Origin of the sequence: Streptomyces sp. NPDC007856 (assembly GCF_042868225.1) — a bacterium.
Classification (GTDB): domain Bacteria; phylum Actinomycetota; class Actinomycetes; order Streptomycetales; family Streptomycetaceae; genus Streptomyces.
Map to the genome: position 1 here is coordinate 246539 of NZ_JBIAEC010000003.1, position 12330 is coordinate 258868.

Here is a 12330-nt window from a genome sequence, read left to right on the forward strand (position 1 = left end):
TGGGCCAGGGACGATGAGGTGGGGTAAGCATGAACGCGCCGTACGACGGTGATCGCGGCCAGGGCGCGGCCGGCTCGGGCTACCCCGAGACACCGCCGGAGCCCGGCCAGGTACCGCCGCAGCCGGCGGCCGACATGTACCTCCAGGACGCCTACGACCAGGATCCCTACCGGGGACACGACCTCGCCGCCCAGGATCCCGTCGCCGAGGCGCTCTACGACCGCGCCGCGCACCCGCCGCCCGCTCAGGACGGCTACGGACAGCAGCCGCTCTACGGTCAGCCCGCCCAGTCTCCGCACGCGCCCGACCCGCGGGTGTGGGCGCAGACGCCGGCGCCCGAGCCCGAGGGTGCCACCCCGCACCTGCCGTACGGCGACGACCCGCGCACCACCCAGTACGTGGGCGTCGACGACCTGGTCACGCACTCCGGCGAGGAGTACCACGAGCCGGACGCCTTCGCGCATCTGTTCAAGGACCAGCAGCACAGCGGTGGGCACGCACCCATGGATCCGCCCGGCTACGCGCAGCCGGCCGCCGCTCAGGGCACCGGGTACGGCCCCGCCGGCCAGTACCCTCCGGCACCCGGCCAGGGACCCCAGCAGGGCAACCCGTACGCCGAGGCGTCCTACCAGGCTGTCCCGGGGAACCCGGCGCAGCCGCCGGTGCCCGCCCCGGCCGAGGCGCCGGAGCCCGCCGACCCGTACCGGGACGCGGAACCCGAGCCGGCGACGGCTCCCGCTCCCTCCGCCGCGCCCGCGAAGAAGGGCGGCAAGGCCGCCGGGCTGCTGAAGTCCAGTGCCGTGATGGCGGCGGGCACGATGGTCTCCCGCCTCACCGGTTTCATCCGCTCGGCGCTGATCGTCTCGGCGCTCGGCCTCTACTTCCTCGGCGACTCCTTCCAGGTCGCCTACCAGCTGCCGACGATGATCTACATCCTCACCGTCGGCGGTGGTCTCAACTCCGTCTTCGTGCCGCAACTGGTGCGGGCGATGAAGGAGGACAACGACGGCGGCGAGGCCTTCGCCAACCGTCTGCTGACCCTGGTGATGGTGGCTCTGGCCGCGCTGACCGGTCTCGCGATGTTCGCGGCACCGCTGCTGGTGCGCATGCTGTCCAACTCGGTCGCCTCCAACCCCGCGGCCAACGACGTGGCGGTCACCTTCACCCGCTACTTCCTGCCCTCGATCTTCTTCATGGGCATCCATGTGGTGATGGGTCAGATCCTCAACGCCCGCGGGAAGTTCGGCGCGATGATGTGGACGCCGGTCCTGAACAACATCGTCATCATCGTGACGCTCGGCATGTTCATCTGGGTCTACGGCACCGCCGCCAATTCCCACATGACCGTCACGAACATCCCGCCGGAGGGCCAGCGGCTGCTCGGCATCGGTGTGCTGCTCGGTCTGGTCGTCCAGGCCCTGGCGATGATCCCGTACCTGCGCGAGACGGGCTTCCGGATCCGGCTCCGGTTCGACTGGCGCGGCCACGGCCTGGGCAAGGCGGCGATGCTCGCCAAGTGGACGGTCCTGTTCGTCCTCGCCAACCAGGCCGGCGCCATGATCGTCACCCAGCTGTCCACGGCGGCCGGTAAGGACTCCGGCGTCGCCGGCACCGGGTTCGCCGCCTACGCCAACGCCCAGCTGATCTGGGGCCTGCCGCAGGCCATCATCACGGTGTCCCTCATGGCCGCCCTGCTGCCGCGCATCTCGCGCTCGGCCGCCGAGGGCGACGGCGGCGCGGTCCGCGACGACATCTCCCAGGGCCTGCGGACCACCGCGGTCGCCATCGTGCCGATCGCCTTCGGCTTCCTCGCGCTCGGCATCCCGATGTGCACACTGATCTTCGGCTCCTCGGGCACCAGCTCGGCCACCAACATGGGCTACATGCTGATGTCCTTCGGCCTAGGCCTGATCCCGTACTCGGTGCAGTACGTCGTCCTGCGCGCCTTCTACGCGTACGAGGACACTCGCACGCCCTTCTACAACACCGTCATCGTCGCCGTCGTCAACGCGGGCGCCTCGGCGCTGTGCTACTTCCTGCTGCCCGCCCGCTGGGCGGTCGCCGGCATGGCGGCCGCGTACGGCCTGGCCTACGCGATCGGTGTGGGTGTCGCCTGGCGGCGGCTGCGCAAGCGGCTCGGTGGTGACCTGGACGGTGCCCGGGTGATGCGGACGTACGCGCGCCTGTGCATCGCCTCGGTGCCGGCGGCCCTGCTCAGCGGCGCGGTCTGCTACGGCATCGGGCGCACCCTCGGCCAGGGCGTCATCGGTTCCTTCGCCGCGCTGCTCGTCGGCGGGGCCGTTCTGCTCGGCATCTTCTTCGTCGCCGCCCGGCGGATGCGCATCGAAGAACTCAACTCGCTCGTGGGCATGGTCCGCGGGCGTCTGGGCCGCTGAGGCGGGGGTAGGCGCACAACCATCGTCCGCCGCTGTGTGTCGTGCATAGCGGCGGACTGTGGGCACAATTGGTTTCGGCGTCGGACAGCGCGCAACGGATGGGGAGGCAGGGACGACGGTGGCGGAACGGAGCACGGCTGCCGTCGACGTGGCAGACAACAGCGGCGAGCAGCCGCTGACCGCCAAGGCGGACCAGTCCACGGCCGACGGGGTGGCCAAGAACCCGGAGCGGGACACGGACAGCGACGAGGCACAGGGGAGCGGCAACGAGGGTTCCGGAAAGAAGGCCTCGCCTCCCGAACTGCACAGCGGTCACAAGCTCGCCAGACGCTACCGGCTGGAGGAGTGCGTCACCCGTCTGGACGGATTTAGCAGCTGGCGTGCGGTCGACGAGAAGCTCCGTCGTGCCGTCGGCGTCCACATCCTGCCCGCGCAGCACGTACGGGCCCGTTCCGTCCTTGCCGCCGCCCGTTCCTCCGCGCTGCTCGGCGACCCCCGTTTCGTGCAGGTCCTCGACGCCGTCGAGGAGAACGACCTCGTGTACGTCGTGCACGAGTGGCTGCCCGACGCCACCGAGCTGACCACGCTGGTCGCGGCAGGCCCGCTGGAGCCGCACGACGCCTACCAGATGGTCAGTCAGGTCGCCTCCGCCATGGCCGCAGCGCACCGCGAAGGCCTCGCCCATCTCCGGCTCAATCCCAACGCCGTCCTGCGCGCCTCGACCGGCCAGTGGCGCATCCGGGGCCTCGCCGTGAACGCCGCGCTGCGCGGCATCAGCTCCGACACCCCGCAACGCACCGACACCGAGGCGATCGGCGCCCTGCTGTACGCGGCGCTGACCCAGCGCTGGCCGTACGAGAGCGACGCGTACGGCCTGTCCGGGCTGCCCAAGGGCGTCGGCCTCATCGCTCCGGACCAGGTGCGGGCCGGTGTTCACCGGGGCCTGTCCGAACTGGCCATGCGCGCACTCGCCAACGACGGGGCCACCGCCTCCCGTCACGAGGCCCCGTGCACCACGCCGGAAGAGCTGGTGAAGGCGATCGGCGAGATGCCGCGCATCCGCCCGCCGGAGCCGGCCTTCACGGCCCTGCCGGAGTACCAGCGCACGACCTACCAGCAGGGCACGTACGGCCGTCCCGCGCCGCGCCCCGGCGCCACCCAGCCGATCGCGACCCCACCGCCCCCGCTGCAGAGCCGTACCGGCAAGGTGCTGAAGTGGACGGTGTCCGCCCTCCTCATCGCCGCCCTCGGTCTGGGCAGCTGGCAGTTGGCGGACGCACTGATGGACAAGAGCGGCAAGTCCGAAGACACCAACAAGAGCCAGACGACGGACGACGGGGACAAGGGGTCCAAGACTTCGGCTTCCGGCAAGCCCATCGCCATCCAGAAGGCGCGTGACTTCGACCCGTTCAGCGCAGACCACTCCGAGAAGCCCGAAGACGTGGGAAAGGTCTACGACAACAGTCCTTCCACCTACTGGCAGACGGACTTCTACCTCAGCCCCAAGTTCGGAAACCTGAAACCAGGCGTCGGGGTCATCCTCGACCTGGGCCAGGTCCAACAGGTCGGAAAGGCAACCGTCACCTTCCTGGGGGAGACCTCGGTCGAGCTCCGTGCCGCGAGTGCTGACGCCGGATCGGAACCGACATCGTTCGACGCCTACAGCAAGGCTGCCAGCGGCTCGGGCACGACGGTGACACTCAAGCCCGACAAGCCCCTCAAGACCCGGTACCTCCTGGTGTGGCTGACTGAGCTGCCCTCGGACGGGGCGGGCCACTGGCGGGGCAGAGTGGCAGACGTCAAGGTGACCAGCTGAGGTCTCCACTCGGGAGGGGCAGATGGCGGAGGGCGCCGGATACGACCGGGTGAGCGACAAGGATCTCCTCGCCCGTCATGTGGAAGGCGATCCCGATGCCTTCGGTGAGATCGTGCGGCGGCATCGGGATCGGCTGTGGGCGGTCGCACTGCGGACGCTGGGGGACCGTGAGGAGGCCGCCGATGCGGTCCAGGACGCCCTGGTGTCGGCCTTCCGGGCTGCGCATACCTTTCGGGGGCAGTCGGCGGTCACGACCTGGCTGCACCGGATCACGGTGAACGCCTGCCTGGACCGCGCCCGTAAGGCAGCCTCGCGGAAGACCGCGCCGGTCGACGACACCGAGCGGCTCGAGCAGCTCCTGGAGCCGCACGAGTCGGCCTCGGCTCCGGCCGAGAGGAACGACGTCCAGCGCCAGCTCCTCGAAGCGCTCGGCACCCTGCCGCACGACCAGAGGGCCGCGCTGGTCCTCGTGGACATGCAGGGCTATCCCGTGGCCGAGGCCGCACGGATCCTGGACGTGCCGACGGGCACGGTGAAAAGCCGGTGCGCCCGGGGCAGAGCCCGGCTGCTGCCTCTGCTCACTCATCTACGGCCCGAAGGTTCCGGAAGCGGAAAAGAACCCGGCGGGGGACGGAACCGGGTGGAGGGGACATCCGTCCCACCGGCAACGGGGGCTCCGAACGGAAGCCCCGAGGACGCGGGACCGAGCGATTCAGCCGTAGTGAAGGGCGGAGGTGGGCGAGCGTGAGTTCCACGACAGACACGGCCGGGCACCCGGACGTCGCGGAGATCTCCGACCTCACCGAAGGCCTGCTGACTCCGGATCGCAGCGCGGACATACGGCGTCATCTGGAGACGTGTGAGCTGTGTGCGGACGTCCATACCTCGCTCGAGGAGGTCCGGGGGCTGCTGGGATCCGTATCAGAAGCGGAGCGAATGCCGGCCGACGTGGCCGAGCGTATTGATGCCGCACTCGCCGTTGAGGCACTGCTCAGCCCCTCCACCCCGGAACCGCTGAGCGCCCAGCTCTCCAGTGAGACCGAGCCGGGGCATGGGGACGACGAGGGTCATGTTTCACGTGAAACATCGCTCCCCTCGGATCGGCCCGCCGGCCGTCCTCAGGCTGCGACCGGTCCGGGACGCAAGGGGCGTCAGCGGGGCTGGCGCCGGCGGCGTGTGGTCCTGGGGACCGTCCTGACCGCGGCCGTCCTGGGGGTGGGGTCACTGGTGCTGCAGTCGCTCGGCGATCACTCCTCCGACACCACGGCCCATGGAAAGCCGACGCCTTCCGTCGGTCCCTTCTCCGGCGCGAGTGTCCAGAGCCAGGTGAAGGATCTGCTCACCAACAAGAAGAACTCCCCCCTGGGCCAGCGACCTCGATCGGGCCTCGAGTCCGAGCACAACACCCCTCACTCGACCGAGAGCGCTAACACCTTGATCCAGACCGATGTCGCAGTTCCCGACTGCGTCCGGGCCGCGCTCCACCGGGGCGACGACGTCCTGGGCGCCAAGACAGGAACGTACGACGGGAAGTCCGCCTATCTGGTCGTGGTGCCCGATGCCGCCGACAGCGCACGCGTCACGGTCTACATCGTCGACGCGGCCTGCATCCGGCAACAGCCCGGCTCCACCGGCACGCTTCTTCTGAAGCAGTCCCTCGCCCGCCCCTGAGTCTGCTCGACATTCTGCTCGACCGCTCCTTCCGTGTCTCGACGCACGCGTGTGCCCCGGCACACCGGGAATGCGCGCCCCGTAGGATCCGTTGGGTGGGGTGAGAGTCCTGAAGGGGTCTCCCACCGGTCGACTGACACAGACCAGAGACGAGGAATCAAGCCGTGAGCGACGTCCGTAACGTGATCATCATCGGCTCCGGGCCCGCAGGCTACACGGCGGCGCTCTACACCGCGCGCGCGTCGCTGAAGCCCCTGGTGTTCGAGGGAGCCGTCACCGCCGGTGGCGCGCTGATGAACACCACCGAGGTCGAGAACTTCCCGGGCTTCCGCGACGGCATCATGGGCCCCGAGCTCATGGACAATATGCGGGCGCAGGCAGAGCGCTTCGGCGCCGAGCTCATTCCGGACGACATCGTCTCCGTCGACCTGAGTGGTGAGATCAAGACCGTCACCGACACCGCCGGCACCGTTCACCGGGCGAAGGCCGTCATCGTCGCCACCGGCTCCCAGCACCGCAAGCTGGGCCTGCCCAACGAGGACGCGCTGTCCGGTCGCGGTGTCTCCTGGTGTGCGACCTGCGACGGCTTCTTCTTCAAGGGCCAGGACATCGCCGTGATCGGCGGCGGTGACACCGCGATGGAGGAGGCTACCTTCCTCTCGCGGTTCGCCAAGTCCGTGACGATCGTCCACCGCCGGGACACGCTGCGTGCCTCCAAGGCGATGCAGGAGCGTGCCTTTGGCGACCCGAAGATCAAGTTCGTGTGGGACAGCGAGGTCGCCGAGATCCAGGGCGAGCAGAAGCTCTCCGGTCTGAAGCTGCGCAACGTCAAGACCGGCGAACTGTCGGAGCTGCCCGCGACCGGTCTGTTCATCGCGATCGGCCACGACCCGCGCACCGAGCTGTTCAAGGGCCAGCTGGACCTGGACGAGGAGGGCTACCTGAAGGTCGCCTCCCCATCCACCCGCACCAATGTGACCGGCGTCTTCGCCGCTGGTGACGTGGTCGACCACACCTACCGCCAGGCGATCACCGCGGCCGGCACCGGCTGCTCCGCCGCTCTGGACGCCGAGCGCTTCCTCTCCGCCCTGGCGGACGAGGACAAGGCCGAGCCCGAGAAGTCCGCCGCCGTCTGACCTTCCCCTTCCCCCCGCCCCACCGCACGATCGAGTTAAGGAGCCCGCCGTGGCCGGCAGCCTGAAGAATGTGACCGACGATTCCTTCGAGCAGGACGTCCTCAAGAGCGACAAGCCCGTCCTGGTGGACTTCTGGGCCGCCTGGTGCGGTCCGTGCCGCCAGATCGCTCCGTCCCTGGAGGCGATCGCTGCCGAGTACGGCGAGAAGATCGAGGTCGTCAAGCTGAACATCGACGAGAACCCGGGCACAGCCGCCAAGTACGGCGTCATGTCCATCCCCACCCTGAACGTCTACCAGGGTGGCGAGGTCGCCAAGACCATCGTCGGTGCCAAGCCGAAGGCCGCGATCGTTCGCGACCTCGAGGAGTTCATCGCCGAGTAAGGCGGAGAACCGTGCTGTCCGCGCGGCGGCGCATGTTTCACGTGAAACACGAATGGGCCAACCCTTCCGGGTTGGCCCATTCGCTTATGTCACCGTGCTGACACTACAGCGGCCTCAGCGCCGGCTCCTTCTGAACCGCTCCGAGAAGCCGGTCGAGCGCCATCTCCACGTCTTCCTTCCAGGAGAGGGTCGACCGCAGCTCCAACCGCAGCCGGGGATGCGTGGGATGCTGCCGGACCGTTTTGAAGCCGACGGCCAGAAGATGATCCGCCGGCAGCAGGCAGACGGGTTCCTTCCAGCGAGCGTCGCCGAAGGCTTCGATGGCCTTGAAGCCTCGGCGCAGCAGATCCTTGGCGACCGTCTGCACGAGCACTCGGCCCAGCCCCTGTCCCTGATAGCCGGGCATGATGAACGCCGTCATCAGCTGCACGGCATCCGGTGAGACGGGACTCGTGGGAAAGGCCGTCGAGCGCGGTACATAAGCCGGAGGGGCATAGAGAACGAAACCCACCGGTACATCATCGACGTACACCACCCGGCCGCACGATCCCCAGTCCAGCAGGACTGCCGAGATCCAGGCTTCCTTCTCCAGTGCCGACGTCCCCGCCCTTACCGCCGCTTCGCCGCTGACGGGGTCCAGCTCCCAGAAGACACACGACCGACAGCGTTGGGGAAGGTCCTGAAGGTTGTCCAGCGTGAGCGGCACGAGCCGACGCCCCATGAAGGCTGTTCCTCGCTTCCTTCGCCCGCCGCATCACGCGCGGCTGTCAGAGCGCTCCGCTCCCTGATCAGGCTGCCGACGAATCCGCCGACTGCTCCAAGGCTCAGGCCCGCGCTCACCAGTCCGGTGCGGCTCATCGATCGCATGGCCCCGTCTCCCCACTCAGAGATGCAGATGCTGTCCGGTGGATGCGCCATACCCGTTCGCATCGTATCCGCGATGCGATTCGCTCGATACCGCCTCAAAGCAAAGAGCGAGCCGTGTTCCGGCATACACCGGACACGGCCCGCTCTGTGCATGGCCGAGTGGGTCGGGCCAGGATCAGTCCTCCTGGTCGTCCGTCGCGTCCTGCAGCTCCTGATTCAGCACCGGACCCTCACCAGGAGCGAGCGTGCTCAGGATCCGCTGCAGATCGTCCACCGAGGCGAACTCAACGGTGATCTTGCCCTTCTTCTGGCCGAGGTCGACCTTCACCCGTGTCTCGAAGCGGTCCGACAGGCGGGTCGCCAGCTCGTTCAGGGCCGGGGACAGCCGGGAGCCGGCGCGGGGCCCCTTGGGACGCTGAGGCTTCTGGGGCCGCGAACCCATGAGGGTCACGATCTCCTCGACGGCTCGTACCGACAGCCCCTCGGCCACGATGCGGTGAGCCAGCCGGTCCTGCTCCTCGGAGTCCTCGATGGACAACAGTGCCCGGGCATGCCCGGCGGAGAGGACACCGGCAGCCACCCGCTTCTGGACGGCCGGCGAGAGCTTCAGCAGACGCAGCGTATTGGAGACCTGGGGCCGGGAGCGACCGATCCGGTCGGCAAGCTGGTCGTGCGTGCAGTTGAAGTCCTTCAGCAGCTGGTCGTAGGCAGCCGCCTCTTCCAGCGGGTTCAGCTGTGCACGGTGGAGGTTCTCCAGCAGCGCGTCCAGGAGGAGCTTCTCGTCCTCCGTGGCCCGGACGATCGCCGGGATGGCCTCCAGACCGGCCTCGCGGCAGGCCCGCCAGCGGCGCTCGCCCATGATCAGCTCATAGCGGGCGGGACCCAGCTGCCGTACGACGACCGGCTGGAGGAGCCCGACCTCCTTGATGGAGGTGACCAGCTCCTGGAGCGCGTCCTCGTCGAAGACATCGCGCGGCTGGCGTGGGTTGGGCGAGATGGCGTCAAGCGGGATTTCGGCGAAGTGCGCGCCCATGGGAGCAGTCGGCGTCTCCATTACGGGGCTTGCCGGAGGCTCCTCGGTTTCATGTGAAACAGGCGGCAGTGTGGCCACCTTCGCCGCGGCAACCCCGCGGTCGTTCGTCAGCGCCGGGACGGCTGCGGGGGAGGCGGAGGCCCCTCCTCCTCCCAGCGCGGCCGGAGCCGGCGTCTTCTCCGTCGGGGCAGCGGGGATCAGTGCGCCGAGACCACGCCCCAGCCCCCTCCGTCGCTCACTCACTGGATCCCCTCCACCATGCTCGGATCGTTCTGGGCGCCGATGTGGGCCTGGCTCGCGTCATAGCTGATGCCGATGCCCTTCAGCGCGATTTCTCTGGCCGCCTCAAGATACGAGAGAGCACCGCTCGATCCAGGATCGTAAGTCAACACTGTCTGCCCGTAACTCGGCGCCTCGGAGATACGGACCGAGCGGGGAATGCTTGTCCGCAGTACCTCGTCGCCGAAGTGGGTGCGCACCTCTTCCGCGACCTGGGAGGCGAGACGCGTCCGGCCGTCGTACATGGTGAGCAGGATGGTCGACACATGCAGCGTGGGGTTGAGGTGCCCCCGCACCAGGTCGACGTTGCGCAGCAGCTGGCCCAGACCCTCCAGTGCGTAGTACTCGCACTGGATCGGGATCAGGACCTCCTGCCCCGCCACCAGCGCGTTGACCGTCAACAGGCCGAGCGAGGGCGGGCAGTCGATGAGGATGTAGTCCAGCGGCTGTTCATAGGCCTGGATCGCCCGCTGCAGTCGGCTCTCACGGGCCACCAGGGACACCAACTCGATCTCCGCACCGGCGAGATCGATGGTGGCGGGAGCACAGAAGAGTCCCTCGACATCGGGGACCGGCTGGACAACCTCGGCGAGAGGCTTGCTCTCCACCAACACGTCGTAAATGGAGGGAACTTCTGCGTGGTGGTCGATTCCGAGGGCGGTGGACGCGTTGCCCTGCGGGTCGAGGTCAATCACCAGGACCCGGCCGCCGTGCAGAGCCAGCGAAGCAGCAAGATTGACGGTGGTCGTCGTCTTACCCACGCCGCCCTTCTGGTTGGCGACCACGATGACTCTGGTCTGCTCGGGCCGTGGCAGGCCTTCGCCGGCGCGGCCCAGAGCCTCTACCGCCAGTTGGGCCGCACGACCGATCGGAGTGTCGTCCATCGGAGGCGGTGTTTCACGTGAAACATCCACCCCCATCGACTCGGTACGGGGACCGGGGACCGGATCGGTCATCGGTCCCGCGATGTTGGCGTCGGACCGCAAGGATTCACTCTCCTCGACTTCAGGCTCGCAATGAACAGAGCCTCCCATGTCTTCGGGGTCGTGAACCAGTGAGGCCTGGTGTTCTGTGGAGAAATCCACCTCCGTGGACAACTCCATGCCCCTGGAGAGGGACGAAGTGCCCTGTGGCAAAGGTGGAGAGCCCTGGGACAGCGACGGGGTTCCCCGGGAGACGGAATCCTCCCCCAGGGAACCGAGGGGCTTGCGGTCGCGCGGTTCGGCCGCAGCGCGGCCACGACTGATGATCCCGTGCAGAAGTGAGCGACGTTTCACGTGAAACACGATGCACAGCGACGGCGATCGGACCTTCGCGACACTCCGGCCTGCGTAGGTTTGGCAGCTTGTGTGGAGTACGTCTCACCGTCAGGACGGATCAGAGACGCGCCTGCTCCTGCTCAACGTCGACGGCGGGCACGACCAGTCCGGGCCGCCTTGGCACGCTTGGCCGCGAACCGCACGCCGCCCGGGCTCTCCCCGACCTCGACCCGCACCACCGTGGACATCGGGTCCACGATGCCCTCACCCACATGCAGGATCGACGTCTCCACCGCACCGAGCTTGCTGAGTGCCGTCGCCGCGGCCTTCAGCTCCTCCTCGGCGGTGTCTCCCTTCAGCGCGAGCATCTCGCCGTAGGGACGCAGTAGCGGGATGCCCCAGGCGGCCAGGCGGTCCAGTGGGGCCACGGCTCGGGCCGTCACCACATGGACCGGCGGCAGCTTGCCCAGGACCTCCTCGGCACGGCCCCGCACCACCGTGACGTGATCCAGGCCAAGCAGCTCGACGACCTCGGTGAGGAAGGTGGTGCGCCGCAGCAATGGCTCCAGAAGGGTGATGTTCAGGTCGTCCCGGACCAAGGCCAGCGGGATACCGGGCAAGCCTGCACCGGAGCCGACATCGCAGACCGTCACTCCCTCGGGGACGGCCTCGGAGAGCACCGCACAGTTCAGCAGGTGCCGCTCCCACAGGCGGGGCACTTCCCGCGGGCCGATCAGGCCACGCTGCACGCCCGCCTCGGCGAGCAGCTCCGCGTAGCGAACCGCATCGGCGAAGCGATCACCAAACACTTCCCGCGCCTGCTCGGGCGCGGGGGGAAGCTCCGCTGCCTCCGTCACGGGGACCGTCCTTCCGTACAGCGCCGGCGCTTCGCGCACCGGCCACCAGAACTACCAGGCTGACAAACTTCGGCCCCGTCTGCTCAACAGACGGGGCCGGTGATACGTGGGGACCGATCAGGCGGGCAGCACGACGACGAACCGCTGCGGTTCCTCGCCCTCGGACTCGCTGCTCAGTCCCGCGGCCTTGACCGCGTCGTGCACGACCTTGCGCTCGAACGGGGTCATCGGCTTGAGCTTGACGGGCTCGCCGGTGTTTTTCGCCTCGGCGGCGGCCTTGGCACCGATCTCGGACAGCTCGGCCCGCTTCTTGGCCCGGTAACCCGCGATGTCCAGCATGAGCCGGCTGCGGTCGCCGGTCTCCCGGTGCACGGCCAGGCGCGTCAGCTCCTGCAGTGCCTCCAGCACCTCGCCGTCCCGGCCGACCAGCTTCTGCAGGTCCCGGCCGCCGGTGTCGCTGATGATCGACACGGAGGCGCGGTCGGCCTCGACGTCCATGTCGATGTCGCCATCGAGGTCGGCGATGTCCAGCAGACCCTCCAGGTAGTCCGCCGCGATCTCACCCTCCTGTTCCAGGCGGGTCAGGGCGTCTGCACCCTCGGCAGCGGCAGAGGTGGTGCCTTCCGTCACGGGA

At 68.6% G+C, this 12330-nt stretch carries 11 protein-coding genes; 6 read left to right on the plus strand and 5 right to left on the minus strand.

Features of this window, described 5'->3' with window-relative positions:
• Window positions 1-29 precede the first annotated feature (29 nt).
• The 6 genes from murJ to trxA all read left to right on the plus strand — a co-directional run bounded on the left by murJ (window position 30) and on the right by trxA (window position 7401).
• Entirely contained in the window at window positions 30-2396 is a 2367-nt protein-coding gene (gene murJ / locus ACFYOH_RS09190) for a murein biosynthesis integral membrane protein MurJ (protein ID WP_388622773.1), read from the plus strand.
• Window positions 2397-2514: 118 nt separating this feature from the next.
• Complete coding sequence (locus tag ACFYOH_RS09195) at window positions 2515-4212, plus strand: protein kinase family protein (RefSeq protein WP_388622775.1); 1698 nt, start codon at window positions 2515-2517, stop codon at window positions 4210-4212.
• A 22-nt stretch (window positions 4213-4234) separates the two neighbouring features.
• Window positions 4235-4960, plus strand: a complete 726-nt coding sequence (gene sigM / locus ACFYOH_RS09200) for an RNA polymerase sigma factor SigM (RefSeq protein ID WP_388622777.1) — start codon at window positions 4235-4237, stop codon at window positions 4958-4960.
• Window positions 4957-5883: an anti-sigma factor family protein gene (locus ACFYOH_RS09205; RefSeq protein WP_388622779.1), complete on the plus strand. Its 927-nt coding sequence runs from the start codon at window positions 4957-4959 to the stop codon at window positions 5881-5883. The genes sigM and ACFYOH_RS09205 overlap by 4 nt, the downstream gene beginning before the upstream one ends.
• Window positions 5884-6047: 164 nt before the next feature.
• Entirely contained in the window at window positions 6048-7019 is a 972-nt protein-coding gene (gene trxB, locus ACFYOH_RS09210) for a thioredoxin-disulfide reductase (RefSeq protein ID WP_388622781.1), read from the plus strand.
• 49 nt (window positions 7020-7068) lie between these two features.
• Entirely contained in the window at window positions 7069-7401 is a 333-nt protein-coding gene (gene trxA, locus ACFYOH_RS09215) for a thioredoxin (RefSeq protein WP_388622784.1), read from the plus strand.
• 103 nt (window positions 7402-7504) lie between these two features.
• Here the strand turns inward: trxA and ACFYOH_RS09220 are convergent, their stop codons facing one another.
• The 5 genes from ACFYOH_RS09220 to ACFYOH_RS09240 form a co-directional block, all read right to left on the minus strand.
• Window positions 7505-8122 carry a GNAT family N-acetyltransferase gene (locus ACFYOH_RS09220; protein WP_388622786.1) on the minus strand — a complete coding sequence of 206 codons (618 nt, stop codon included), beginning with the start codon at window positions 8120-8122 and terminating at the stop codon, window positions 7505-7507.
• Window positions 8123-8443: 321 nt separating this feature from the next.
• Complete coding sequence (locus ACFYOH_RS09225) at window positions 8444-9544, minus strand: ParB/RepB/Spo0J family partition protein (RefSeq protein WP_388622789.1); 1101 nt, start codon at window positions 9542-9544, stop codon at window positions 8444-8446.
• Window positions 9541-10614 (minus strand): ParA family protein, encoded by a 1074-nt coding sequence (locus ACFYOH_RS09230; protein ID WP_388623843.1) that lies wholly within the window; start codon window positions 10612-10614, stop codon window positions 9541-9543. Before ACFYOH_RS09230 ends, ACFYOH_RS09225 begins: the two co-directional genes overlap by 4 nt.
• A 365-nt stretch (window positions 10615-10979) precedes the next feature.
• Window positions 10980-11696: a 16S rRNA (guanine(527)-N(7))-methyltransferase RsmG gene (gene rsmG / locus ACFYOH_RS09235; RefSeq protein ID WP_388622792.1), complete on the minus strand. Its 717-nt coding sequence runs from the start codon at window positions 11694-11696 to the stop codon at window positions 10980-10982.
• A gap of 117 nt (window positions 11697-11813) precedes the next feature.
• Entirely contained in the window at window positions 11814-12326 is a 513-nt protein-coding gene (locus ACFYOH_RS09240) for a protein jag (RefSeq protein ID WP_388622795.1), read from the minus strand.
• Window positions 12327-12330 lie beyond the last annotated feature (4 nt).